This is a genomic window from Streptomyces sp. NPDC046866 (assembly GCF_040704625.1).
Taxonomy (GTDB): Bacteria; Actinomycetota; Actinomycetes; order Streptomycetales; family Streptomycetaceae; genus Streptomyces.
Genome location: NZ_JBEYXN010000006.1, coordinates 183,608 through 206,687, shown reverse-complemented (window position 1 = coordinate 206,687; position 23,080 = coordinate 183,608). Strand labels below are relative to the sequence as shown.

Below are 23,080 nucleotides of genomic sequence, written 5' to 3'. Positions count from 1 at the left end.
CTTCCTTACCCGCGGTGCCGTTCGGTCCGGATCGCTGTCACCTCGTGACCCCGCGGCGCGCGGCCCTCACGGGGCCAGGACGACGCGCTGCCGCTCCGAGAAGGCGCCCCAGGTGCCGTCCGGCAGGCGGGCGCGCAGCCGGAGCTCCCACACGGTGCCGGCCGGCTCGGTGACGGTGAGCCGGTGCTCCACCCGTCCGGCGGGCACCGCACCGGCACCGAATTGGATGACGGTGACGGGCCGTCCGTTGACGTGGAGCTCGTACTCGGAGGTCGGGCGGCCGGTGTCCGGGGCCGTCCAGGCCAGGGTGACGGCGCCCGGCGAGGCGGTGGCCGTGAAGCCGCCGGGCGCGGTGTCCGGGCGCTGCTCGGAGGAGGGCGGGGTGGTCACGTCCGCCGTGGGCCCGTCGGGGGAGGAGTTGTCGGCGCCGTCGCGGGCCCGCACGGTGAAGCCGTAGGCGGTGTCGGGCCGGAGGCCGGCCAGGGTGGTGGAGGTCTCGCCGGGGCCGGCGGTGTGGATGCGGATGCCGCCCTGGTAGACGTCGTACGCCGTCACGCCCGTGTCGTCGGTGGCGGGGGACCAGGACAGCGTGACCGTACGGGGGCCGTCGGCGCGGGCCGCGGTGCGGGCGGGCGCGGTGGGGGCCTGCCGGTCCTCGGCGCGGGCGGCCGGGGTGGTGGCGCTCGCGGCGGCGCTGGGGGCGGAGGTGTTGCCGGCGGCGTCGCGGGCCCGGACGGTGAAGGTGTAGGAGGTCTGCGGGGTGAGGCCGGTGACGTCCACCATGGTCCTGTCGGCGGGGAGTTCGCGGACCAGTCGCCCGGACTGGAAGACCTGGTAGTTGGTCACGCCGTCGGCCGCGGCGGCCGCCCGCCACATCACGTGCACCGACGTGGCGCTGCCGGCCTGGGCGGTGAGCCCGGCGGGGGCGGCCGGGGGCGTGGTGTCGGCGGCGGCGCACGCCGCGAGGCCGGCGGCGGCGAGGACGGTGCCCAGGCAGGGGGCGAGCAGAGCGGCGGTGCGTCGCACGGGCCCTCCTCGGCTGCCGCTTCCTCCTAAAGGTCTAGACATATATGGCACGGCGGCGGGCGGCCCGGCAAGACCCGTGCGGGGGGCCGCCGGAACGGTTCGTCAAGCACGGATCACCGGTCACGCACGGTCAACACCCGTTCGGCGCACACCGGTTTCGCCCGAAGGCACCCCCTCCTGCGCCACGATGGCGCCCCGTCGAAGGAGGAAACGATGGTGATCTCGCTCTCCGCGGTCGTCCTGCTGCTCTTTCTCGCGGTGATCTTCATGCGCAACGGCGGCCTGAAGTTCTCGCACTTCCTGATCTGCGTCCTGCTCGGCTTCTGCCTCGCGAGCAGCAGCATGGCGTCGACCATCCACGACGGCCTGTCCGCCACCGCCCAGGTCGTCTCGGGCCTCGACCCCTAGAGCCCGGGCCGGTCGCGACGGGCGGACCGCCCCGCGGTGTGCCACGGTGGCCGGTTCCTGCCTCCGGGGCGCCGGTCAACGGCTGTACGTCAACTTGGGTTGACAAGCCCCGGTCAGTCAACCTAGGTTGACATGCATGAGTGAGGCTACCGATCTGGCCAGTCGCGCCGGCGACCGGGATCCCCGTGTGGGGTTGCGGGCCGTGGCCGCGTTGCGGCGGTTGTTGGAGCAATTGGAGTCCGTGCAGGTGCGCAGCGCGCGGGCGCAGGGGTGGTCGTGGCAGGAGATCGCCGCCGAGTTGGGGGTCAGCCGGCAGGCCGTGCACAAGAAGTACGGGAGGTCGTGAATGTTCGAGAGGTTCACAGCGGCGGCGCGGTCGGCGGTGGTCGGGGCGCAGGCGCAGGCCGCGCAGGCGGAGTCCGCGGTGGTGGCGGAGGAGCACCTGCTGCTGGCCCTGCTGGAGCAGGGTGCGCTCGATGCGCTGGAGGTGGACCGGGCCGCCGTGCGGGCGGGGCTGGTCGAGGCGCGGCGGCGGGGCGGGTTGTCGAGGGCGGACGAGGAGGCGCTGGCCGGGCTCGGCATCGACCTCTCCGAGGTGGTGGCGCGGATCGAGGAAACCCACGGCGAGGGCGCATTGAGCGGCCCCGCGCCGCGAAGGCGCGGACGCGCCGCGGGACTGTTCGGGCGGCGCGAGCCGGGACCGCGCACCCACCGCCCGTTCACGGCGGAGGCCCGGCAGGTACTGGAGAAGTCCCTGCGGATCGCGCTCGGGCGCAAGGACGGGGAGATCGGGTCCCGGCACCTGGTCCTCGCCCTGATCGCCCGCCCCGGTCCGGTGTCGGAGGTCCTGGCGGACCACGGCGTCACCTACGAGCGGGCGGAAGGCCGGCTGGCCGGTTAGCCGGTCCCGGCCGGCGCCGGTGCGGCCCGGTGTTGCGCCTTCGTGAACCATCCGGCACGTCCATGGACTCCTGGGGTGCCGCGGCCTAGCGTCTGGCCGCGGCGCGATGTCAGACGCAGTGTCGACAACCCCAGAGAACGGAGACGTCCGGATGATGCGAAGAGCGCTGAACTGCGCCGCCGTGCCGGCCCTCATCCTCATGACGGCGCTGTACGGCGCCGCTCCGGCCCAGGCCGAGGAGATACCCAAGGCCCCCGGCCACCGTTTGGTCGGCCACTACGAGGGCGGCCCCGCCGCGCCCGCCCCGCTCACCGGGCAGGCCCCGCCGCAGCACCCGTACCTGGCGCCCAACGGCCGCAGCGGCATGCACTCCGACGCGGGCGGCAGCGCCACCTCGCCGTGGTCCGGACCGCTCGGCAGGAACCCGCAGGTCACCAGTGAGAGGATCGCCGCCCTCGGCGGCGAGTGCGCCACCGCCACCTTCGACACGGGCGGCCGGCTGGTCACCGTGTGCGGCACCTTCTCCGGCTTCGTGGTCAAGCTCCTGGAGCCCCGTACGCTCGCCACCCTCGCCGAGTACCGGCTCCCGCAGCGCTCCTCGACGGTCGAGGCGATCACCTCGCTCGACTTCTCCAAGATCTTCAAGGACACCTCGGGCGGCGCCTACTTCTACCTCGACGACCAGGACCGCGCGGTGCTGGCCGACTCCCGCCAGCACATCCTGCGCCTGGCGCACCACCAGGGCGCCGACGGTCGCTGGACGTTCACGGTCGAGGACGCATGGGACCTCACCCCCCACGTCCCGCACGACTGCGTCAGCTGGACCAACCTGTGGCCCAGCGGCACCTGCGACCCCGTGACCTCCGTGATGCCCGACTGGAGCGGCCGCATCTGGTGGGTCACCCGCCAGGGCCGCGTGGGCACCGTCGACCCGGCCGGCGGCGTGATCCGCTCCGTCCGGCTCGACGGCGAGGAGATCCAGAACTCCTTCTCGGTCGCCGAGGACGGCGTGTCCATCGTCAGCGACCACGCGCTCTACAGCTTCCGCGCGGCCGCCGACGGCACTCCCGAGGTGCAGTGGCGCCAGACGTACGACCGCGGCACCGGGACCAAGCCCGGCTCGGTCAACCAGGGTTCGGGCACCACCCCGGACCTCTTCGGCGACGGCTACGTCGCCATCACCGACAACGCCGACGACCGGATGAACGTCCTGGTCTACCGGCGCGGCGCGGACGTGCCCGCCGACCGCCGCCTGGTCTGCAAGGTCCCGGTCTTCGGCAGCGGCGCCTCCACCACCGACAACTCCCTGATCACCTGGGGCAACAGCATCGTCGTCGAGAACAACTACGGCTACGAGAACCCGACCGGCCTGCTGTTCGGCAAGTCCGTCGTCGGCGGGGCCACCCGCATCGACGTCCGCGCCGACGGCAGCGGCTGCGACACCGTCTGGCAGAGCGCGGTCCGCTCGCCCTCCGTCGTGCCCAAGCTCTCCACCGGCAACGGGCTGCTCTACTTCTACGAGAAGGAGCCCAACGCCTGGGGCATCGACGCCTGGTACGTCACCGCCGTGGACTTCCGCACGGGCGAGCGGCGCTGGCGGCAGCTGACCGGCACCGGTCCGCTCTACGACAACAACTGGGCCCCGATCACCCTCGGTCCCGACGGCACCGCGTACGTCGGCGTCTTCAACGGCATCGTCGCGGTCCGCGACGCGGGCTGAGCCCCGGCTCAGGCCTGCCAGAAGAAGACGGCCGTCATCCGCTTCTCCTCCAGGGTGCGGCCCCAGTACCCGGTGGCGCTGTGGATCAGGTTCGCGGAGTACAGCAGCAGCCGGTTGGCGCGGTGGGGGACCCGTACGTCCTCGACGAAGGAGTCCGGCGAGACGAAGCGGGTGCCCAGCGCGTCGACCAGGCTGTTGTGCGGGGCGATGACCTGGTTGCCGCCGAGGGAGCCGCCCGGCAGGCTCTGGCGGTAGAAGCTGGTCCCGCAGTCCTTGGGCACCCCGGGGTTGAGGTAGAGCACCGCGGCGTAGCGGCACAGCGTGCGCGAGTCGGTGTGCGGGCGGGCCTCGCACTCGCCCTCGCCGACGACCTGGACGCAGTTGTGGTTGAACGTTCCGCCGCCGGCGGGCCGTTCGGCCCAGATCCGCGCCGCACCCGTCGACTTGCGCACCAGCCGCTCCACCAGCGCCAGCTCGTCGGGCTCCAGGCCGGGCATCGCCCGCAGCCCCGGCCAGCTCTCCGGCTTGTGCGGGTAGCCCTCGGCCCAGTCGTCCTTGGCCAGGCAGCGTTCCCGTACGGCCCCGGGGTCGGGCAGCACGTCGTCCAGGACCCAGTAGTCGCGCCCGCGGGTCGGCTTGCGGTAGGGGAGGACGGGAAGGGAGGGGGGAGGCAGAGGCATGGCAGGGACCGTAGCGACCGTGCCCGGCGGCGCTCGCTCCCGGCGGGGTCAACGTTGCGTCAAGTGTTCGCCATGAACTGCGTCCCGGTGCCCGCGACGGCGTGCCCGCCCCCCGACACGGCGCCCGCTGCTCCCGGCCGGTCCCGCCGGATGGTTGACTGGCCGCCATGCCCCTGGAGAACTACGGAGTCCTCGCCGGCACCCTGCACCGCCACTTCCGCGACCGGCCCGACGACCAGGGCCGCTGGTTCCACGTGCACCTGGAGGTCGACACGCCCGCCGGCCGCCACGCGTGCGCCGTCGACGTCGACAGCAAGAAGTCCGCGGTCGGCGTGCAGTGGAAGGTCTTCACCCTGTACCCCTCGGTGCTGGAGCCGGTGGACGCGCCGGAGGCCGGCTACCACGACCTCGCCCGCACCTCCGGCTCCGGGGCGATCGACTACCTGCGCCACCCGGCGCTCGCGGACCGCCGGGGGTGCCTCTTCGTCCGCCGGCCGCCGCAGTGGCTCCGGCAGGTCCTCGACCGGTTCGACCCGCCGCGCCCCTGGACCGAGGGCAGCTACCTGGAGGCCTCGGCGGCGCTGGAGCCGATCCTCGTGCCCGGCCGGCAGGTCCTGGTCTTCGGCGAGCCCTTCGACGAGGGGCTCGGCATGCACAACATCCACCAGAACCAGGGCGATCCGTACGGCAGCCAGTGGTGGGAGGAGAACGGCACCTGGCAGGACGGGGCCACCATGACGCGCCGCCCGGACAGCCTCTACGACGTGTTCCTCTCCCGCTTCTCCACGCAGCGCGTCCCCACCGACGAGGACGGCCACCCGCTCCAGGACGGCTCCTGACGCTGCCCCGGCCGGCGCAGCGCCACCGCCGCGCAGGCCGCCGCGAGCGGCAGCTCCGCGCACACCGCCAGGACGAGCGCCGTCGCCTGGCCGGTGCCCGGCGCGGACAGCGTCACGTCGAACCAGGCATCGACCAGCAGCAGGGCACCCGTGGCGGCCGCCAGGGGCGCGGCCCGCGGATCGCGCCGGCGCAGCAGCACCCCCGTACCGCCCAGGCCCGCCGCCAGCAGGACGTCCAGCCCGATCCAGGCCACCGACCAGTGCGCGACGTGCGCACTCTGCGGCAGCGTCAGCGCCAGCACCGCCATCCACGGCAGCAGCGCCAGCGCCGCGCCGGTGAGCAGCGTGGGCAGGGCCGGCAGGGCGGGCAGCAGGGGCGTGCGGCGGTCGCGGCATCGGGGGGCGACGAGCGTCATCGTCAGGGCTCCTTCCGGCCCGGCGGTCCGTCCCCCGGGGATGTCCACCACTCTGGTCGCGCGGGGCGGCCGAATCAGTAGCGGCACTGTCCGAACCGGGGGTGGCACTGGCTACACCCCCGGGCTGGCACCAGGGTGATGGAACGCCGCTGACCAGTGCGATTACCGTACGGGGCATGGCACTTCACGGTGCGCTGCTGCGTACCTCCCACTGGATCGCCCACCGCACGCCGTGGTCGGCCTGGGCGTGGCGCAACACGGCCTTCACCGTCGCCGCCGTCCCGGTGGCCCTGCCCGCCCTGGCCGCGCTCACGTACGGCTTCGTCGCACCCGGCCGGGCGGTCGCCGCCCTGCTCGCGGTGCTCCTCCTCGGGCCGCTGCTCACCCTGCTCCAGCGCAGCAGGTTCCGGGCCCTGCTGGAGCTGGACGTACCGGCCGTGGCCTACACCCACCGCCCGTACGGTCCGCGGGGCCTGCTCGAACGGGCCCGCTCCGAGGCGACCTGGCGCAGCTACGGCTACCACCTGCTGGTCAGCCCGCTGGCGGCCGCCGGCGGAGCCCTGGTCGTCCTCGCCTGGGCCGGCGCGGCGGTCTGCACCACCGTGTACGGCTGGACGGCGCTGGTCCCGGTCCAGGACCACACCATGGGCTGGACGCAGGAGTACGACCTGCTCACGGGCCTCGGCGTGCTGCTGCTCCTGGGCACGCCCTGGCTCGCCGCCGCCCTCGCCCGGCTGGACGCCTTCGCCGCCGCCACCCTCCTCGGGCCCAACCGGGCCAAGGAGCTGGAGCGCCGCGTCGAGGACCTCGCCGAGAGCCGGGCCGGGGTCCTCGACGCCGCCGACCTCGAACGCCGCCGCATCGAGCGGGACCTGCACGACGGCGCCCAGCAGCGCCTGGTCGCCCTCGCCATGAACCTCGGCATCGCCCGCGCCACGCTCACCGACCTGCCGCCCGAGGCCAAGGCCGTGATCGACGAGGCGCACCGCGAGGCCAAGGAGGCCATCGAGGAGCTCAGCAGCCTCGTGCGCGGCCTGCACCCGGCCGTCCTGGAGGACCGCGGCCTGGACGCGGCCCTGTCCGGCATCGCGGCCCGCGCGCCGCTGCCCGTCGAACTCGACGTGGACCTGCCCGAGCGGCCGGGGCCCACCGTGGAGGCGGTCGCCTACTTCGTCGTCTCCGAGGCCCTCGCCAACGTGTCCAAGCACGCCCGCGCCTCCCGCTGCCGCGTCGAGGCCCGCCGGGACGGGAACCTGCTGCGCCTCACCGTCACCGACGACGGGGTCGGCGGCGCGGATCCGGCCGCGGGCACCGGCCTGACCGGGCTGCGCAAGCGCGTAGGGTCGGTCGACGGAACCATCAAGATCCACAGCCCTCTCGGGGGCCCGACCGTTGTGAGTGTGGAGCTGCCGTGCGGGCTGTGATCGCAGAGGATTCGGTACTGCTGCGCATAGGACTGGTCAAGGTCCTGGAAATGGCCGGCTTCGAGGTCGCCGCCGAGACCGGAGACGCCGATGCGCTGCTCGCCGCCGTCGCCGAGCACGAGCCGGCGCTGGCCCTGGTCGACGTCCGCATGCCGCCCGGCTTCACCGACGAGGGCGTGCGGGCCGCCCTGATGATCCGCCGGCAGTGGCCGGGCACGTCGGTCCTGCTGCTCTCGCAGTACGTCGAGGAGCGCTACGCCGCCGATCTGCTGGCCAGTCAGACCGGCGGCATCGGCTACCTGCTCAAGCAGCGCGTGGCCGACGTGGAGGAGTTCATCGACGCCCTCAGGCGGGTCGCCTCCGGCGGCACCGCGCTCGACCCGCAGGTCGTGGCCCAGCTGCTGCTGCGCCGCGGCGGGGGGATCGACCCGCTGGAGCGGCTCACCCCGCGCGAGCGCGAGGTGCTCGGCCTGATGGCGGAGGGCCGCTCCAACGCGGGCATCGCCGAAGGGCTGGTCGTCAGCGAGAGCGCGGTCGCCAAGCACATCAACAACATCTTCGCCAAGCTCGACCTCCCCGTCGCCGACGGGGACCACCGGCGGGTGCTCGCCGTCCTGCGGTTCCTGGACGGCACCTCGTGAGCGGCGCGCCCGCGTCCGGCACCGGCCGGCCGCCGCACCGGACCGCGTGGATCATGGCCGCCGCGCTCAGCGCCGTGTTCATCGTCGCCCCGGCCGCCTGGCAGGTGTGGGCGTACGGCTCCACCCGGGACGGGACGCTCAGCGGCGGCAGCGGCGGCCGCGCCGTGACCGCCCTGGAAATCGACGCGGGCAGCGCCGACGTGCGGATCAGCCCGCGCGCCGACCGGCAGGTCGCCTACCGGGCACAGGTGAGCTGGTCGCTGGCCGCGCCGGTGATCGAGGAGAGCTGGCTCGGCGACACACTGAAGCTGACCCCGCACTGCCCGGGCCCGGAGGGGCTGCGGGACACCGGCCTCGGCTGCTCGGTCGACCTGGGCGTGACCGTGCCGGCCGGCATCCCGGTGAAGGTGACCGGCGGCTCCGGAACCGTGGAGGTCAGCGGTCTGGGCGGCGCCGTGGACGCGGAGGTCGGGGCCGGGCAGCTGAGGCTGACCGCGCTGCGCGGGCCGCTGCGGGCGAAGGTCGGCGCGGGCTCGCTGGAGGCCTCCGGGCTCACCTCGCCGCAGGCGGACATCCGGGCCGGGGCCGGCGCCGCCGTCGCCCGGTTCGCCGCCCCGCCGGAACGGATCACCGCGCGGGCCGGGTCCGGGCACCTGGAGCTGCGGGTCCCCGAGGCCTCCCTCTTCCGGGTCACCTCCCGCGTCGGAGCCGGCCGCTGCGAGGTCGCGCCGGGTCTGAACGATCCGGCCGCGCCCGGACAGCTGGACATCGCCGCCGACGCCGGGCGCGCCGAGGCGGGCTACTGAGGGCCCCGCACGGGCGGCGGCCGCGGCACCGGGCCGGGGCCGCCGCCCGCCGCGTCAGCCGCGGGGCGGTACGTGCGACGGGCGTCCCCGGCCGCGGGTGAGCGAGTACCCGAAGATCCCGGCGAGGGCCCCGAGCACGCCGCCGGCCGCGGTCCAGACCCAGCGGTCGGACCACCGGCCGCCGGACCAGCCGCCGTCGGGCTCGCCGACCGCGGCCGGCTGCCCCTTCCCCGGCTTCCCGGCAGCGGCCTGCGCCGTGATGCCGGGCACCAGCGGCTTCGCGAGGGCGCCGTCCGAGGCGAAAGCGCCGCCCGTGTCGCGCAGGTCGGCCTGCACCTCGGCCCGTACCCGCAGGCCGAGGTCCTCCTGTGCGAGGTTCACCGCGGTCAGGCGGACGTAGTAGCTGCCGGGCAGCGGGTCGTTCGCCCACGGCTCCGCCCCGGGGCGGACCGTCCGCAGGGTGCAGGACAGCTCGACCGCGGCGGCCTCCTTGCCCGCGGCCGCGGTCTGGACGCCGTACGTGCAGGCCTGCCGGCGGCGCAGGCCGTCGTACACGTCGAGCTGCCAGGTCGAGGCGGCGTGCCGGCTCGCCGCCTCGGGCAGCGTCACCGTCGCCTTGACGGTGGCCCGCTGGCCCGAGTCCAGCGGGAGCACCCAGTACAGGTAGTCACCGGTGGCCGCCTCGGCCGTGGCCCGCTGGCCCGGCTTGAACGGCATCGCGGTACGGAAGGCCGTACCCGCCTCGGTCGGGCCGGACGGCTTGCCGCCCGGGCTCGCGCTCGCGGTCGGCGAGGGGGTGTCCGCCGCCGCCGGGCCGGCCGTGGCGAGCACGCCGCCGCAGGTCAGGGCCGCGGCCGCCAGTATGCGTACGGTACGCATCAGTTCGTCCTCCAGACCGAGATACGCCAGCGGGAGATCCAGCCCCAGACCAGGCCCGCGAGGAGGCCCGCGAGCACCAGCACGCCGAGCAGCCACCAGCCGCGCCCGAGGCCGAACGAGGCCACGTCGGCCGAGCCGTCGGGACCGTCGACGACGTCGATGGTCAGCTCGACGGGCAGGCCCGGGGTGGTCTTGACGGAGGCCGGGGCCGAGAAGGAGTTGCTGACCTGGAGGCAGACGGTCTCCGTCTTCGGCTTGCCGTCCGCGCCCGTGTCCTCGTCGTCGGCCTCGGCCTTCGGGTAGCGCAGACCCGCCGAGATCATGTCGGTGCGCCCGTTGCCCGCCTCCGAGCCTCGGACGATCTCCCGCCCGTGCACGGTCACGGCCCGCAGCAGGACCCCGTAGTCGTTGTTGACGGCGCGGTCGGCGGCGATGCTCACCGAGGCGCGCAGCTCCTGGCCGGGCTTGACGTCCACCTGGTACCAGCGGTGCTCGCCGAAGGACTCCCGGTCGGTGTACAGGCCCGCGCCCAGCTTCGGGGCGCCCTGGCACTGCTTGGCGCCCTCGGTCGCCACCGGGGTGACGACGGGCGCCGCCGCCCGGTCGACCAGCTGCTTCACGCGGCCGGAGAGTTCGGCCGTGTGCTGGACCGAGGTGTAGGTGCCGCCGGTGGCCTCGGCGATGCAGACCAGCTGGTCGCGCGTCTTGGCGTCGGGGACCAGGCCGAGGGTGTCGATGACCAGGTGGATGCCCTGGGCCGCGATGTCGCGCGCCACCTCGCACGGGTCGAGCGGGGCACACGTGTCCTCGCCGTCCGTGATCAGGACGATCCGCCGGGTGGCGTCGCCGCCCTTGAGGTCCTCGGCCGCTCCCAGCAGCGCGGGCCCGATGGGGGTCCAGCCGGTGGGGGCCAGGGTGGCCACCGCGGTCTTCGCCTCGGTCCGGTTGAGCTTGCCGACCGGGTACAGCTGCTTGGTGTCCTTGCAGCCCTGCTGGCGGTCGTCACCCGGATAGGTGGCCCCCAGCGTCCGTATCCCGAGCTGCACCTCGTCCGGCGTCGCGTCCAGCACCTCGTTGAAGGCCTGCTTCGCCGCCGCCATGCGGGACTTGCCGTCGATGTCGGTCGCCCTCATCGAGCCGCTGACGTCCAGCACCAGCTCGACCTTGGGCGAGTCCTTCGCCACCGGTTCGCCGGCGGCCGCGCTCGCCGGGAACAGCCCGACCGCCAGCGTGGCCAACAGGCCGCACGCCCCGGCCGCCACCCATTTTGTTGTGATCATCGCCGGATCGTATTGAGGATCGTGCGGCAATCCAAAACGTTCTTTACGCTGGAGTGCAGGAGGGACGGTGCTGCTGCGCCCGGCCGGAGGCGACCCCATGAGACGACGCCATCACTTCCACATCGACCACGCGGGGCACTCGGTCACTGCGACCGTCGAGACGGGCCGCCACGTCGAAGTCGAGATCATGATCGACGGCAAGGAGACCGGCCACGGCACCACGCAGGGCGACCGTCCGGTCAGCGTGCAGGTGCAGCTGCCGACCGATCCGCCGATCCCGGTCTGCGTCCGCACGACCCCCGGCCCCGGCGTCCCGCGCTGCGTCCTGGAGATCCCGGACGCAGACCCGCACGTCATGTCGCCGCGGCACTACTGAGCCGGCGCGCGCGGGCAGCGGCCGCCTACGAGCAGGCCGAGCGGCACGCCCCCGGCCGCTGGGGCCGGGGGCGTGCCGCTCGTGTGGGACGGGTGGTCGGACGGGCGTCAGCTCACCTGGAGGGTGACGTCGTCCACGACGAAGGACGTCTGCAGGGAGGCGTCCTCCACGCCCTTGAACGTCAGGGTGACGGTCTGGCCGGCGAAGCGGGACACGTCGTAGGTCTTGAGGACGTAGCCCTGGTTCGCGTCGAGGTTGGAGAGGGTCTCCAGCGTCTGGCCGCCCACGGAGACGGTGAACCGGTCGTAGACCACGCTCTCGTTCTCGTCGGTGTCGATGTGGAGGGAGAAGGAGAGCCGGCCGGTGGTGCAGCCGGAGGGGAGGGTCAGGGACTGCGAGGCGCTGTCGGTGTGCGTGCTGCCGTAGCCGTTCAGCCAGGCCATGTACGAGCCGCCGTGCGGGACCTGTCCGGCCTGGTTGGTGATGACCCCGGCGGTGGCGGTCCAGGGGCTGCTGCCGTTCTCGAAGCCGCCGTTGACGACGGCGTCGCGCGGGGTGCAGCCGCCCGTGCCGCCGACGGTCAGCGTGTAGGTGGTGCCGTGGGTCGCCGTACCGGTGCCGGTGACGGTCAGGGTGTAGGTGCCCGCCGCCGTGCCCGCGCCGACCTGGACCGTGAGGGTCGAGGAGCTGCCCGACTGCACGGAGGCCGGGTTGAGCGTCGCGGTCACCCCGGCCGGCGCGCCGGACACGGAGAGGGCGATGTTCTGCGGGCTGCCGCTCACGGTGGCGGTGTTCACCGTCGCGGTGGTGCTGCCGCCCGGGTTGGCGGAGCCGGCGGCCGGCGAGGTGCTGATCGAGAAGTCCTGCGCCGGGGTGCCGCCGCCCACCGCCTGCTTCCAGATCGCGTAGGCCACACCGTCGGCGCTGCGGTCCAGGACGGTGGCGTTGATGTTGTTCGCGGTGTCGCAGGCGCTGTGGTAGCAGGAGTCGTACGCGGCGTTCGCGGTGCCGCCCCACTTCGCCGCCTGCGCGGAGGTCTTGCGGGCGCTGGCACCGGCCGCGTAGCCGGAGGTGGGGATGCCGCCCTGCTGGAAGGAGTAGTCGTCACTGCGGCCCTGGCCCTCGGTGTTCTCCTCGGGGGCGAGGTTCAGCGAGGTCCAGTACGCCTTGAGCGGCGCCGCGGTGGTGGAGTTGAGGTTGTTGATGAAGTAGCCGCCGTTGGGCGAGCCGACCATGTCGAAGTTGTAGTAGCCCTTGATCGTGGCCTTCTCGGTGCTGCTGAGCCGGCCCACGTAGAACTCCGAGCCGTTCAGGCCCTGCTCCTCGTCGGTCCACCAGGCGAAGCGGACGTGCTTGGTGAGCGCGGGGTTCTTCTGCGCGAGGACGAGGGCGTTCTCCAGCAGGGTCGCCGAGCCCGAGCCGTTGTCGTTGATGCCGGGGCCGGCGGAGACGCTGTCGAGGTGGGCGCCGAACATGACGACCTGGTCGGCGGGGCCGCCCGGCCAGTCGGCGATCAGGTTGTTGGACGGGTAGGTGCAGGAGGTGCAGTTCTGCTCGGTGACGGTGTAGCCGGCCGCCTGGAGCTTGCCCTTGATGTACGCCAGGGACTGGGTGTACCCGGCGCTGCCGGCGCGGCGGTTGCCGCCGTTCTGCGAGGCGATCGTGTTCAGCTGGGCGAGGTGTGCCTGCACGGCGGCCACGTCGATGTTCGGCGGGTCGGTTCCCGGCTGGGTGCTGCCGACGTTCAGCGCGTAGTCGACCGTGTGCGCCAGGCCCGTTCCCTGGCCCTTGACGGTGACGGTGGAGGCCCCCGGAGCCGTGGTGGAGGAGGCGGACAGGGTCAGCGTCGAGGACTGGCCGGACTGCACGGTGGCCGGGTTGAACGTCGCGGTGACGCCGGCCGGCAGGCCGGAGGCGGTCAGGGTGACCTGCTGCGCCTGGCCGGAGGTGGTGTTGGTGGTCACCGTGGTGGTGATCGAGCCGCCCTGCTGGACGGTGCCCGACGCGGGGTTCAGGGCCATCGAGAAGTCGTCGTTCTGGCCGCTGGGGGTGCAGGTCGGGTCGGCGGACTGGGCGGGCACGCTGATCGCGTCCCAGGCGGCCTTGGTCTTGTTGAACAGGTTGCAGGTGCTGGGATCGAGGGACTTGGCGGAGCTGAGGGTGGCCGTCCGGTACTTCTTGTAGGACATGCTGCTGGTCTTGAGCAGCATGCCGCCGTAGAAGATCTTGCCGGCGTTCTGGACGCCCACGCCGGTCACCGTGGACTGGTTGCAGGTGGCGCTGCTCGGCTTGCCGCCGCCGGGGTTGCTGCCCTCGGCCAGCAGGTAGAACCAGTGGTTCAGCGGGCCCGCCGCCGCGTGCACCTCGGTCCCGGGTATCGCGGAGCTGTAGCAGGACGGGTCGTTGTTGATCGCCGAGGGGTTGTACATGTTCCGGATCGGACCGCGGCCCTGGAGGTTGATCATCTCGCCGACGGTGTAGTCCGGGGTGTCGTACGGGGCCTGCTCGTTGGCGTAGGCCTCGGTCAGCGCGCCGAAGATGTCGCCGGTGCCCTCGCCGAGCCCGGCCTCCTGCCCGCTGGTCCCGCCGGGGGTGTTGGAGTCGATGGCGTGCCCGTACTCGTGGCCCACCACGTCGATCCCGGCGATCCACTCGTTGGCGCTGTTGTGGCCGATGGTGACCGAGCTGCCGTCCCAGTACGCGTTGAGGTCGCCGAGGCCCACCTTGCCGGGGAAGCTGCGGCCGTTGCCGCTGACGCCGTTGCGGCCGAGCCACTGGGCGAGCATGTCCCACTGCTTCTGGGCCGCGAACATCAGGTCGGTGCAGCCGGTCTCCTTGGAGGTGGGGTTGCCCGTGCCCCAGGAGTCGGTGGACTTGGTGAAGACGGTGCCGCTGCTGTAGTCGGCGCAGCTCAGGCCCGGGCGGTTCGGGTCGCGCAGCGAGTACGAGCCGCCGGAGGCGGTGGTGTCGATGGTGAGGGGGTTCGGGCCGTTCCACTTGCTGCTGCCCGTGCCGGCGACGACCTCGTCGTGGCGGTCGATCACCTTGCCGGTGCGGGCGTCCACGAAGACGTGCAGCTTGCTGGGCGCCGTCTTCGTGGCCCCGGAGAGCACGGTCTCCCAGGCCAGGTACGGCTTGTCGTCCTTGAGCCGGACGACGAGGCGGCTGTCGAGGACCTTGTCGACCGTGGCCAGCTCGGCGCGCGAGGTGGTCTCCGCCGCCTTCCTGTCGACGGACGGGGTGGTCGCCACGTCGATCGCGGTCGAGGACGCGGACTGCACGGCGCGCACCCGGCCTTGGCCGTCCGCCAGGACGACGGCGTCGCCGCCGACGACCGGCAGGCCGCGGTAGCTGCGCTCGTAGGCGACCGAGTACAGGTCCTGCACCCAGGGGGTGACCAGGCGCCGGTCGTACTGCTGCTGGGCCGAGTTGACCAGGGTGTCCAGGCCGCTGCGGACGGCCGCGTCGGCGGCGGCGACCGCCCGGTCGGCGGACGTGGCCCGGGGAGCGGGCGGTGGCCCGCTGCGCTGCGCGGCGTGCGCGGTGCCGGCGAGGGTGCCGGCGAGGCTCGCGGCCAGCGCCATGGCTGCCACGGAAGCCATCCATCTGGTGGGCTGCAAGAGTCCACTCCGATCGTGTGTGGGGGGTAGGACCGGCTTTCGCGCCGAGTATGAGCGTGTACATGGCGAGATTGGGACATCCCTGCACCCATAAGGTCTGCGTTATGGTGTCGTCGCGTGACGCTGCGTAAGCTGCCCGGATGCAGCTGGAGTTGAGGCATCTGCAAGCCGTCTGCCAGATCGCGGAGGCCGGCAGCCTGGGGGGAGCGGCGCGGCGGCTCGGGGTCTCCCAGCCCGCACTGTCGGCCCAGTTGCGCAGGATCGAGCGGGTCACCGGCGGCGAGTTGTTCGTCCGCGGCCGCTCCGGCGTCGAGCCCACCCCGCTGGGCCAGTTCGTGCTCGCCAAGGCGCGCCGCGTGCTCACCGAGATGGAGACGCTCGGCGCCGAGACGCGCGCCATGGCCACCGACACCCCGCTGCGGCTGGGCTGCATCCTGCTCGTGCTGATCGACGGGCTGCTCGCGCGGACCGACCTGACCCTGTCGGGCCGCGAGCTCACCGTGGACGTGGAGCACTCGGTCACCGCGCTCGTCCGGATGCTCGGCGCGGGCCGGTACGACGTCATCGTGTACGGCGAGGTCAACGACCACGAGGTCGCCCTGCCGCCCGGGGTCCTGGCCAAGACCCTGGTGCCCAAGGAGCCGTTCTGCATCCGCATGTCCACCCGGCACCCGCTGGCGGGGCGGGAGGTCCTCGACCTCGCGGACCTGGCCGAGGAGCAGTGGATGACCCTGGTCGAGGACGACGACGGCGGTCCCGAGGCCCTGGTCGCGGCCTGCGCCAAGGCCGGCTTCGTCCCCTCGCTGCGCTACCGGATCACCGACCGGCAGATGCGCCACGACCTGGTCGCCGCGGGCCGCGCCATCTCCCTCACCCAGCCCACGGCCCCGGCCGTGGCGGGCACCGTGATGCGCCCGCTGCTCGGCACGCCGGTCACGGGCCGGATCCGGATCGCGTGGAACCGCTCGGCGGTCTCCGCCCGGCAGGCCGAGCTGCTCTACCGCGCCGCGGCGGGCGCGTACCTGGCCAACGTGGACAACAACCCCTTCCACAGGACGTGGTGGGACGCCCACCCCGAGGCCCACCCGGCGCTCGACTGACCCCGCCGCGGCCGCGGGCGCGGCACGACCGGCCGGGTGAAGTCCGGGCGGGAGGGGCGGCCGGTGCGGGCACCGTCCGGGCGGGGTGCCGTACGGTCCCCGGTGTGACCGACGCGACCGCAGCCCCCGCTCCCGCCACAGCCGCCACCGAAGTCACCGCCGCCACCGCGGCGAGCGCGGAGACCGAGGCGCGGCCCGGTGCGGCCGCGGCCGAGGGCCCCGGCGCCCTGCGCGTCCTCGTCCTGGCGGGCTCCTCCCGCGAGGGCTCCGTCAACGCCCGCCTGGCCGCACTCGTCGCGGCGCAGGTCGAGCGGTCGGGGGCCGTCGCGGACCTGGCCCGGATCCGCGAGTTCGAGATGCCGACCTACGACGGGGACGCCGAGGCCGACCAGGGGCCGCCGCCGGGCGCGGCCCTGCTGCGCGAGCGGCTGCTGGCGGCACAGGCGCTGGTCATCGCCTCGCCCGAGTACAACGCCTCCGTCCCCGGGGTGCTGAAGAACGCCGTCGACTGGGTCTCCCGCTTCCGGCCGCAGCCGTTCAAGGACAAGCAGACGCTGCTGGTGTCGGCCTCGCCGTCCATGGTCGGCGGGAACCGCGGTCTGTGGGCGCTGCGCGTCCCGCTCGAACACCTCGGGGCGCGCGTCTACCCGGACATGTTCAGCCTCGCCATGGCGCACGCCGCCTTCCGCGAGGACGGCGCGCTGGCGGACGAGGGGCTCGGCGAGCGGCTCGCGGCCACCGTGGACTCCTTCCTGGCGCTGGCCGAGGCGGACACCCGGTACCTGTGCCTCCAGCGCCGCTGGTACGAGTTCCTGGGCGACGAGAGCAGCGCCCCCGTCACCCAGCGCGCCGAGGACTGAGCCGGCCGCCGCCTTCCCCCCTCGGCCGGCCCGCTCAGGCGTCCGCCGCCCCGGCGTGGACGAGTCCGGCGACGTGGTCGGTGACCATGTCCAGGATCTCCTTCGCGGCGCTGTCGTCGCCCAGGACCAGGAAGTTCAGGGTCAGCCCGTCCGTCATCGCGGCCAGGTAGCGCGCCAGGACCGGGACCGGGACGCTGAGCTCGAAGTCCGCCTCGCCGCGGACCTGCTCGACGAGCTCGGCGTACGTGGCGCAGTACAGCTCGTGCTGGCGCCGGGCCAGGTGCTCGAACCCGGGCTGGCGCAGGGCGTACTGGGTCAGCTCGTACGTGAGCATGTGCTCGGCCGGGTGCGCGCGGACGTGGTCCCAGTACGCCTGGAAGCCCGCCCGCACCGTCTCGCGCAGGCTGGTCCGCGGCAGGATCGCCTCCTTCACCACCCGCAGGTAGTGCTCGGTGATCGTCTCGATGACGGCTTCCAGCAGCGCCTGCTTGGAGTCGAAGCAGTAGTGGAAGACGCTCAGCGACACGCCCGCCTCGGCGGCGATCGAGCGGGTCGTGGTCCGCGGGACGCCGTCGCGGGCCATCGCCCGGATCGCCGCCTCGGTCAGCTGGCGGCGCCGCTCGGCCGCCGGCATCCGTGGCATGGGGTGCTGGGTTCCTCTCGCTCGTACGCCCGGGGCCGGCCGGATCGGGAGTGCCGATCCGGCCGGCCCCGGCCCGTGGTGTTCCGTGCCGCGTCCGTGCGCGGCGGTCAGCTGCTGTAGACGCCGACCTCGTGCAGGGAGTAGCCCCACTGCGTGCCGCGGCCCGTGCCGTGGATGCGGACGTAGCGGGCGGGTACGCCGGCGAACAGCGCGGTGTCCAGCCCGCCGTCACCGGTGGTGGTGGACCAGGCGGTCTGCCAGTTCGAGCCGTCGGTGGACACCTCGATGCGGTAGGCCCTGCCGTAGGCGGCCTCCCAGTCGAGCGTGACCCGCTTGACGAGGGCGGGGGAGCCCAGGTCGAGCCGGAGCCACTGGTCGTCGCTCCACTCGCTGGCCCAGCGGGTGCCCCGGTCGCCGTCCACGGCCCGGCCGGGCGCGTAGCTGACGAACGGGTTCCACCACTCCGTGGTGGAGGCGGCGGCGGGGGCGCCGGCGGCCAGGTTGACCCCGGCCTTGTGCTTCTCGGAGGCGCCCCAGGTGCCGAGGTAGGACTCGGCGCCCTTCATCAGGTCGTCGACCACGTCCTGGCCCCCGGTGACCCGGATGTCCTCGATCCAGTCCGGCACCAGGCCGTACTGCGCGCCGCCGTCGGTGTTGTAGTCCCAGGTGCGCTGCCCGGTGACCTGCCGGTCGAGCACCGAGCCGCCGTCCGCGCTGCGGAAGGGGTAGCGGACCGGGTTCGCGGTGTCCGCGCCGCGCGGGGCCGGCCAGCCGCCGACGCCGTTCATGTCGGTGCCGACGCCGTACCCGACGTGGTACTTGTCGCGCAGGGCCTTGGTGCGGCGGGCCTCGGCGGTGAAGCCCTCCGAGCCGTTCATGTACTGGCCGATGAAGCCGCCGAGCTTGTAGAGCCGCTCGGTCCAGGCCATGTCCATCCAGCTGTGCGAGGAGATGACGCCCGGGTAGTCCTCCGACTCCAGGATGTCGAGGGAGCGGCTCGCGGCCTTCACGCTCATGTGGTCGAGCTCGAGCATCATCTTGCGCTTCATCATCCCGCGCAGGGCGTACTCGCCGAGGTCGGTCAGCCCGCGGGAGTTGCACTGCGCGTCCGCGGCGTACCCGGGCAGCGAGACGCCCTCGGGCAGCTTCTTCACCGCCTCCGGCGCGGCGGCGGCGTTCAGGCCGATGGGGTTGTCGTGCTGGGGACCGGTGCACTGCTCGGTCTTCCAGAAGGTGCCGGTGGACAGGAACTGGCCGACGTTGATGGCCACTCCGAGGGCTCCGGAGTCGAAGCGCACGCCGCAGAGGGCGTTGTCGAACTTGTGGCACAGGAACATGCTGCGTACGCCCAGCCCGTACAGCTCGTCCAGGCCGCGGTCGATGTCGGCCTTGCTGCACTGCGCGACGTCGAGGACCTGCTTGCAGCCGAAGGGCTCGGACGTCTCGACGCCGAGGACGACGGCGAGCTTGCCCTGCTTGATGACCTCGCGGGCCTGGGCGGAGTCGGTGACGATGCGGAACCAGCCCTTCCCCGGGCCTCCGTACATCCTGTCGATGTAGTCCTGCATCTCGTACGTCTTGCGCGCCTCCAGGCGGATGGCGGTCATCTCGTCGCAGCTGCGGTCCTTGAAGAAGTAGACCGAGCAGATGACGCCGTTGGTGACGAGGTCGTTGACCAGCACGCGCTGGCCGCCGCGCCACGCCCGCTCGACCCAGGCGTAGTACGTCTGGGTGTGGGTCAGCGAGTCATGGGCGGGCCAGTCCTTGAAGGTGGGCCAGCCGACGGGGTCGTGCTTGCCGTCGCCGCCCTTGGCGATGAAGTCGAAGACGGCGAGGGAGCCGTCGGGGTAGTGCTCGGGGCAGTCCTTCAGGGCGTCGGCGATGCCGTCCTGGGAGAACGGTCTGCCGCAGATCAGGCGGCCGCCGAAGCCCTCGTTGGACATCAGGTGCACGTGGTCGTCGACGAAGCCGCGCACCTTGCCGTCCGCGTCGGTGCCCTTGAAGGGCTCTCCCGTGACGTTGACCTGGGAGTCGGGCGCGGGCCGGGCGGTGGGGACCCACCAGCCGGCCTCTGCGCCGGCCGTGCCGCCGGCCGTGGCGTCGGCGTCGGCCGAGGCGCCGGAGGCCGGGCCGAGGGCCATGGCCACCACGGTGGTGAGCAGTAACGCAAGGATCGAGAGGGGTCTGCGCCGACTGGGCTGGCGTCGGGTCATGGGTCACACTCACGTCATCGGGAGTCGGAGGCGCGGTCGAGGACGACGCAGCCGGCCGTCCGTCCGAACAGCCGATGAATTGTCATGTCCCGCGCGAATGTGCGACGAGAATCGCGACTGGCGCCAGGAGAGTCAAGAGTCCGGGACACCTGACCTGATGAAGAATCAGGTCCTACGGGCAACCGCCCCGCCCGCGGCGACCCCCGCCACCCGCCCCCACCCCGTGCCGGCCCCCCGGGACCGGGACGGTAAGGTTCAGCACGGACTGTGCCGGTTTCCACCCCCTCACGGCACGGGCCGGCCCGCGGGATCGAGGCCGTTGTCGACCACAGACCGCCGATCACGGGCCGTGCCGCCTGCAGCGCCGGCCCCGCCGCCGCACCTGCCGACCGACCTTCCCGCCCCGCCCGCCAGGAACGCACCACCATGACCACGCCCTCCCCGCTGCGCGCGCCGGCGCGCCCCACCCCGGCCGCCGCAGCCCACAGCATCAGCGGGGCCACCGTGGTCCTGCTCGTGCTGGTGGGGATCGGAGCGGTGATCCACGAACCGGTCCTCATACCGTCGCTGGCCGCCAGCGCCGCCCTCGTGCACAGCGCGCCCACCCTGCCGCTCGCCCAGCCCCGCAGCGTGGTCGTCGGGCACCTGATGGGCGCGGCCGTCGGCTACGCCGTGCTCGCCGCCGCCGGCAGCACCCCCTGGGCCGCGGCCGTCGCCGCCGGGCTCACCCTGGCCGCGAACACCGCCGCGCGCACCCCGCACTCGCCCGGCTGCGCCAGCGCCGTCATCGTCGTGCTGCAGACCCCGGCGCCCGGGCGCTTCGTGCCGCTGCTCCTCGGCGCGACCGTCCTGCTCGTCCTCACCGGGTACGCGGCCTCGCGCATGCGGCCCAAGGCGCCCCGCTACCCCGCCTACTGGTGGTGAGCCGGCGCCGGCTGCACGCCGTGTGACCCGGGCCGGCCGGCGTCCTCGGCGAGGACCGCGGATATCCCCTGCGCCAGGCACGCGATGCGCTCCGCCGGCAGGCCTGCGATGTTGATCCGGCCCGCGGTCGTGCCGTATATCGCGAACCCGCTGCGCAGTCGCAGCATCTGGCGCGGCGACAGCGGCAGCATCGAGAACATCCCCTTCTGCCGCGCCAGGGACTCCGCCTGGCCCGCCCAGCCCAGCGCGCGCAGCTGCTGCGCCAGGCCGCTGCGGTTCGCCTCGATCCGGGCGCGCATGGCGTCCAGCTCGGCGCGCCACATGGCCCGCAGGCCGTCGTCCTCCAGGACGGTGGCCACCACCGCGGCGCCGTGCTCGGGCGGCATGGAGTACAGGGTCCGCGCCGCGTTCTGCAGCGCCGTCTCCACGTGCTGCAGCGAGCGGCGCGAGGAGCCGAGCACCACGGCGCAGCCGGTGCGGTCGCTGTAGAGCCCGAAGTTCTTCGAGCAGCTGATCGCGATCAGCATCTCGGGCACCCGCTCCGCCAGCATCCGCGTGGCCGCCAGGTCGGCCTCCAGGCCGTCGCCCAGCCCGTGGTACGCCAGGTCCACGAACGGCACCCAGCCCGCCGACGCGGCGAGCCCGGCCAGCGCCTCCCAGGTCTGCGCCGACGGGTCGACCCCGGTCGGGTTGTGGCAGCAGCCCTGCAGCAGCACCACGTCGTCGCGGCGCGCCCCGGCGAGGTCGCGCAGCATTCCCGCCTCGTCGGCACGGCCCTCGGCGTCGAGCCAGCCGTACGTGCGCACCGTCAGCCCCGCGGCCTCCAGGATCGGCCGGTGGTTGACGTACGCCGGGTCGCTGATCCACACCGTCGTGCCCGGGCGGGTCCGGCAGATCAGGTCGGCCAGCAGCCGCAGCGCCCCGCTGCCCGCGACGGTCTGGACGGCGACGGCCCGCTCGGCCGCGCCGCCGGCGCCCAGGACCATCGACAGCATCGCCCGGTTGAAGGCGGTGTTGCCGGAGAGCCCGCGGTACTCCTTGGACGCCGAGCGCTCCGCCAGGCGCAGCTCGGCCTCGCGCACCGCCGCCATGACGGGGGTGCCGCCCGACTGGTCGCGGTAGACGCCGAGGACCAGGTTCAGCCGCTCGGGCCGGGCATCGGCGCCGTACGCCTCGGTCAGGTCCCACAGCGGGTCGACGGGCGGCGGGAGGAGGAGCTCAAGCATCTGCGGGAACCTCGGACGGGGAAGGGGGACGGTGGGAGGGAAGGGTCCGGGCGCGAACGGTCCGGGCGGTCAGGAGGGGGTGCCGGCCACCGGCCGGGGCCGCCGGTTGGCCAGGAAGACACCCGTGGTGATCAGCGGCACCCCGACGAGCACGGCGGCCGTCGGCGACTCGCCGAGCAGCGGCACGGCCAGCAGGACGACCAGGACCGGGCTGAGGCTGCCGTAGGCGGAGCTGCGCTCGGCGCCGAGCCGGCGGATGGCGAAGGCGTACAGCAGCCCCGCGCACAGCCCGACCCCGAGCCCCTGCACGACCAGGAACAGCGCGATGTCGGAGCCGGCCGCGGACGCCAGGCCGCTGGGCAGCACCCCGGCCAGGACCAGGAGCGCCATCACCGCGAAGGAGGGCAGGCACAGCAGCCCGATCGAGCCGACGGGATCGAGCTCGACCTCCTTCAGCCCGACGGTGTACAGGGCCCACAGGCCGCTCGCCGCGAGCAGGATCCCGGCCCCGGCGAGCACCGAGGCGTCGAGCGGGAAGACGTGGCGCCATACGAGGGCGACGACACCGGCCGCGATCAGCGCGAGCCCGGCCGCCTGGGTGCCGCGGGGCGCGCCGCGGCCGCCTGCGACGACGAGCGCGGCGACGAACAGCGGGACCATCCCGGGGACGATCGAGCCGACGAACGCCGCCGAGGTCAGGGAGCCGCCGTACATCGCGGCCAGGAAGAAGGGCACCCCCGCCCCGCAGGCGATCTTGAGCGCCGCGGCCGGGCGTACGGCGGCCAGGGCCCGGCGGCGCCGCCACAGCGCGGGCGCCAGGACGACGAGCGGGACGCCGAAGCGCAGCAGCGCCGCATCGGCGGGGCGCAGGGAGGAGGCGCTCAGGGCGCGGGCGCTGAGCGCGAAGGCGGCCCAGATCAGCACGGTCACCGCGAGTGCGAGCAGGCCCTGCGTCTGCGGGTTGAGCCCGCGGCCGCCCGCGGGGCGCACCCGTGCGGGCGCCTGCGCGGGCGCGGTCTTCGTGGCGGCCACGGTGGTTTCCTCCAGCTCACTGGCGGCCGGATTCGGCCACAGGGCAACGCTAGAGCTTTTGCCGGG

General features: G+C 73.7%; 22 protein-coding genes. 12 read left to right on the top strand and 10 right to left on the bottom strand.

Features of this window, described 5'->3' with window-relative positions; genetic code table 11:
• Positions 1–66: 66 nt before the first annotated feature.
• Positions 67–1,026: a fibronectin type III domain-containing protein gene (locus tag AB0953_RS12450; protein WP_366859392.1), complete on the bottom strand. Its 960-nt coding sequence runs from the start codon at positions 1,024–1,026 to the stop codon at positions 67–69.
• Positions 1,027–1,239: 213 nt separating this feature from the next.
• On the opposite strand from AB0953_RS12450, the gene AB0953_RS12445 reads away from it, so the two are divergent.
• From AB0953_RS12445 to AB0953_RS12430, 4 genes are all read left to right on the top strand, one after another.
• Complete coding sequence (locus AB0953_RS12445; RefSeq protein WP_366859391.1) at positions 1,240–1,434, top strand: hypothetical protein; 195 nt, start codon at positions 1,240–1,242, stop codon at positions 1,432–1,434.
• Positions 1,435–1,570: 136 nt separating this feature from the next.
• Positions 1,571–1,780 carry a helix-turn-helix domain-containing protein gene (locus tag AB0953_RS12440; protein WP_265865807.1) on the top strand — a complete coding sequence of 70 codons (210 nt, stop codon included), beginning with the start codon at positions 1,571–1,573 and terminating at the stop codon, positions 1,778–1,780.
• A complete protein-coding gene (locus AB0953_RS12435) occupies positions 1,781–2,335 on the top strand; it encodes a Clp protease N-terminal domain-containing protein (protein ID WP_366859390.1) in 555 nt (184 codons plus the stop codon).
• Positions 2,336–2,534: 199 nt separating this feature from the next.
• Positions 2,535–4,055, top strand: coding sequence for a hypothetical protein (locus AB0953_RS12430; protein ID WP_366859497.1), 1,521 nt, complete (start codon positions 2,535–2,537; stop codon positions 4,053–4,055).
• A gap of 8 nt (positions 4,056–4,063) precedes the next feature.
• Here the strand turns inward: AB0953_RS12430 and AB0953_RS12425 are convergent, their stop codons facing one another.
• Positions 4,064–4,735 carry a DUF6445 family protein gene (locus AB0953_RS12425; protein WP_366859389.1) on the bottom strand — a complete coding sequence of 224 codons (672 nt, stop codon included), beginning with the start codon at positions 4,733–4,735 and terminating at the stop codon, positions 4,064–4,066.
• Between the two features lie 167 nt (positions 4,736–4,902).
• Here AB0953_RS12425 and AB0953_RS12420 point away from each other — a divergent pair, with 167 nt between their 5' ends.
• A complete protein-coding gene (locus AB0953_RS12420; protein WP_366859388.1) occupies positions 4,903–5,574 on the top strand; it encodes a DUF2278 family protein in 672 nt (223 codons plus the stop codon).
• Here the strand turns inward: AB0953_RS12420 and AB0953_RS12415 are convergent.
• Positions 5,493–5,990: a hypothetical protein gene (locus AB0953_RS12415; RefSeq protein WP_366859387.1), complete on the bottom strand. Its 498-nt coding sequence runs from the start codon at positions 5,988–5,990 to the stop codon at positions 5,493–5,495. The genes AB0953_RS12420 and AB0953_RS12415 overlap by 82 nt on opposite strands.
• Before the next feature lie 176 nt (positions 5,991–6,166).
• On the opposite strand from AB0953_RS12415, the gene AB0953_RS12410 reads away from it, so the two are divergent.
• From AB0953_RS12410 to AB0953_RS12400, 3 genes are read left to right on the top strand one after another with little or no spacing between them, the layout of a single operon-like run.
• Positions 6,167–7,414 carry a sensor histidine kinase gene (locus AB0953_RS12410; RefSeq protein ID WP_366859386.1) on the top strand — a complete coding sequence of 416 codons (1,248 nt, stop codon included), beginning with the start codon at positions 6,167–6,169 and terminating at the stop codon, positions 7,412–7,414.
• On the top strand, positions 7,402–8,055 hold the full coding sequence (locus tag AB0953_RS12405) for a response regulator transcription factor (protein WP_366859385.1): 654 nt from the start codon (positions 7,402–7,404) through the stop codon (positions 8,053–8,055). The genes AB0953_RS12410 and AB0953_RS12405 overlap by 13 nt, the downstream gene beginning before the upstream one ends.
• Positions 8,052–8,861, top strand: a complete 810-nt coding sequence (locus tag AB0953_RS12400; protein WP_366859384.1) for a hypothetical protein — start codon at positions 8,052–8,054, stop codon at positions 8,859–8,861. Before AB0953_RS12405 ends, AB0953_RS12400 begins: the two co-directional genes overlap by 4 nt.
• A gap of 54 nt (positions 8,862–8,915) precedes the next feature.
• Here AB0953_RS12400 and AB0953_RS12395 read toward each other — a convergent pair whose 3' ends face one another.
• Together AB0953_RS12395 and AB0953_RS12390 are read right to left on the bottom strand one after the other, a co-directional pair.
• Positions 8,916–9,740: a hypothetical protein gene (locus AB0953_RS12395; protein ID WP_366859383.1), complete on the bottom strand. Its 825-nt coding sequence runs from the start codon at positions 9,738–9,740 to the stop codon at positions 8,916–8,918.
• Positions 9,740–11,020, bottom strand: coding sequence for a VWA domain-containing protein (locus tag AB0953_RS12390; RefSeq protein WP_366859382.1), 1,281 nt, complete (start codon positions 11,018–11,020; stop codon positions 9,740–9,742). The genes AB0953_RS12395 and AB0953_RS12390 overlap by 1 nt, the downstream gene beginning before the upstream one ends.
• Before the next feature lie 97 nt (positions 11,021–11,117).
• Here AB0953_RS12390 and AB0953_RS12385 point away from each other — a divergent pair, with 97 nt between their 5' ends.
• Positions 11,118–11,396, top strand: coding sequence for a hypothetical protein (locus AB0953_RS12385; protein WP_366859381.1), 279 nt, complete (start codon positions 11,118–11,120; stop codon positions 11,394–11,396).
• 107 nt (positions 11,397–11,503) lie between these two features.
• Here the strand turns inward: AB0953_RS12385 and AB0953_RS12380 are convergent, their stop codons facing one another.
• A complete protein-coding gene (locus tag AB0953_RS12380) occupies positions 11,504–14,998 on the bottom strand; it encodes a M28 family peptidase (RefSeq protein ID WP_366859380.1) in 3,495 nt (1,164 codons plus the stop codon).
• 158 nt (positions 14,999–15,156) lie between these two features.
• Between AB0953_RS12380 and AB0953_RS12375 the strand changes: the two genes are divergently transcribed.
• Together AB0953_RS12375 and AB0953_RS12370 are read left to right on the top strand one after the other, a co-directional pair.
• Positions 15,157–16,116: a LysR family transcriptional regulator gene (locus tag AB0953_RS12375; protein ID WP_366859379.1), complete on the top strand. Its 960-nt coding sequence runs from the start codon at positions 15,157–15,159 to the stop codon at positions 16,114–16,116.
• 227 nt (positions 16,117–16,343) lie between these two features.
• On the top strand, positions 16,344–16,976 hold the full coding sequence (locus AB0953_RS12370) for an NAD(P)H-dependent oxidoreductase (RefSeq protein WP_366859496.1): 633 nt from the start codon (positions 16,344–16,346) through the stop codon (positions 16,974–16,976).
• Positions 16,977–17,010: 34 nt separating this feature from the next.
• Here the strand turns inward: AB0953_RS12370 and AB0953_RS12365 are convergent, their stop codons facing one another.
• Both AB0953_RS12365 and AB0953_RS12360 read right to left on the bottom strand, forming a co-directional pair.
• Positions 17,011–17,619, bottom strand: coding sequence for a TetR/AcrR family transcriptional regulator (locus AB0953_RS12365; RefSeq protein WP_366859378.1), 609 nt, complete (start codon positions 17,617–17,619; stop codon positions 17,011–17,013).
• Between the two features lie 107 nt (positions 17,620–17,726).
• Positions 17,727–19,832, bottom strand: a complete 2,106-nt coding sequence (locus AB0953_RS12360) for a discoidin domain-containing protein (protein ID WP_366859377.1) — start codon at positions 19,830–19,832, stop codon at positions 17,727–17,729.
• Positions 19,833–20,258: 426 nt separating this feature from the next.
• Here AB0953_RS12360 and AB0953_RS12355 point away from each other — a divergent pair, with 426 nt between their 5' ends.
• The gene (locus AB0953_RS12355) at positions 20,259–20,756 is read left to right on the top strand and encodes an HPP family protein (RefSeq protein WP_366859376.1); all 498 of its coding nucleotides are present in this window, start codon (positions 20,259–20,261) and stop codon (positions 20,754–20,756) included.
• Here the strand turns inward: AB0953_RS12355 and AB0953_RS12350 are convergent.
• Positions 20,744–21,982, bottom strand: a complete 1,239-nt coding sequence (locus AB0953_RS12350) for an aromatic amino acid transaminase (RefSeq protein WP_366859375.1) — start codon at positions 21,980–21,982, stop codon at positions 20,744–20,746. The two genes, AB0953_RS12355 and AB0953_RS12350, sit on opposite strands and share 13 nt — an antisense overlap.
• Positions 21,983–22,051: 69 nt before the next feature.
• Positions 22,052–23,014, bottom strand: a complete 963-nt coding sequence (locus AB0953_RS12345; RefSeq protein WP_366859374.1) for a DMT family transporter — start codon at positions 23,012–23,014, stop codon at positions 22,052–22,054.
• Positions 23,015–23,080 lie beyond the last annotated feature (66 nt).

Coding starts and splice junctions, on each gene's coding strand:
- AB0953_RS12445 (WP_366859391.1), top strand. CDS start 1,240: ATGGTGATCTCGCTCTCCGCGGTCGTCCTGCTGCTCTTTCTCGCGGTG.
- AB0953_RS12440 (WP_265865807.1), top strand. CDS start 1,571: ATGAGTGAGGCTACCGATCTGGCCAGTCGCGCCGGCGACCGGGATCCC.
- AB0953_RS12435 (WP_366859390.1), top strand. CDS start 1,781: ATGTTCGAGAGGTTCACAGCGGCGGCGCGGTCGGCGGTGGTCGGGGCG.
- AB0953_RS12430 (WP_366859497.1), top strand. CDS start 2,535: ATGACGGCGCTGTACGGCGCCGCTCCGGCCCAGGCCGAGGAGATACCC.
- AB0953_RS12425 (WP_366859389.1), bottom strand. CDS start 4,735: ATGCCTCTGCCTCCCCCCTCCCTTCCCGTCCTCCCCTACCGCAAGCCG.
- AB0953_RS12420 (WP_366859388.1), top strand. CDS start 4,903: ATGCCCCTGGAGAACTACGGAGTCCTCGCCGGCACCCTGCACCGCCAC.
- AB0953_RS12415 (WP_366859387.1), bottom strand. CDS start 5,990: ATGACGCTCGTCGCCCCCCGATGCCGCGACCGCCGCACGCCCCTGCTG.
- AB0953_RS12410 (WP_366859386.1), top strand. CDS start 6,167: ATGGCACTTCACGGTGCGCTGCTGCGTACCTCCCACTGGATCGCCCAC.
- AB0953_RS12395 (WP_366859383.1), bottom strand. CDS start 9,740: ATGCGTACCGTACGCATACTGGCGGCCGCGGCCCTGACCTGCGGCGGC.
- AB0953_RS12390 (WP_366859382.1), bottom strand. CDS start 11,020: ATGATCACAACAAAATGGGTGGCGGCCGGGGCGTGCGGCCTGTTGGCC.
- AB0953_RS12385 (WP_366859381.1), top strand. CDS start 11,118: ATGAGACGACGCCATCACTTCCACATCGACCACGCGGGGCACTCGGTC.
- AB0953_RS12380 (WP_366859380.1), bottom strand. CDS start 14,998: ATGGCTTCCGTGGCAGCCATGGCGCTGGCCGCGAGCCTCGCCGGCACC.
- AB0953_RS12375 (WP_366859379.1), top strand. CDS start 15,157: ATGCAGCTGGAGTTGAGGCATCTGCAAGCCGTCTGCCAGATCGCGGAG.
- AB0953_RS12365 (WP_366859378.1), bottom strand. CDS start 17,619: ATGCCACGGATGCCGGCGGCCGAGCGGCGCCGCCAGCTGACCGAGGCG.
- AB0953_RS12360 (WP_366859377.1), bottom strand. CDS start 19,832: ATGACCCGACGCCAGCCCAGTCGGCGCAGACCCCTCTCGATCCTTGCG.
- AB0953_RS12355 (WP_366859376.1), top strand. CDS start 20,259: ATGACCACGCCCTCCCCGCTGCGCGCGCCGGCGCGCCCCACCCCGGCC.
- AB0953_RS12350 (WP_366859375.1), bottom strand. CDS start 21,982: ATGCTTGAGCTCCTCCTCCCGCCGCCCGTCGACCCGCTGTGGGACCTG.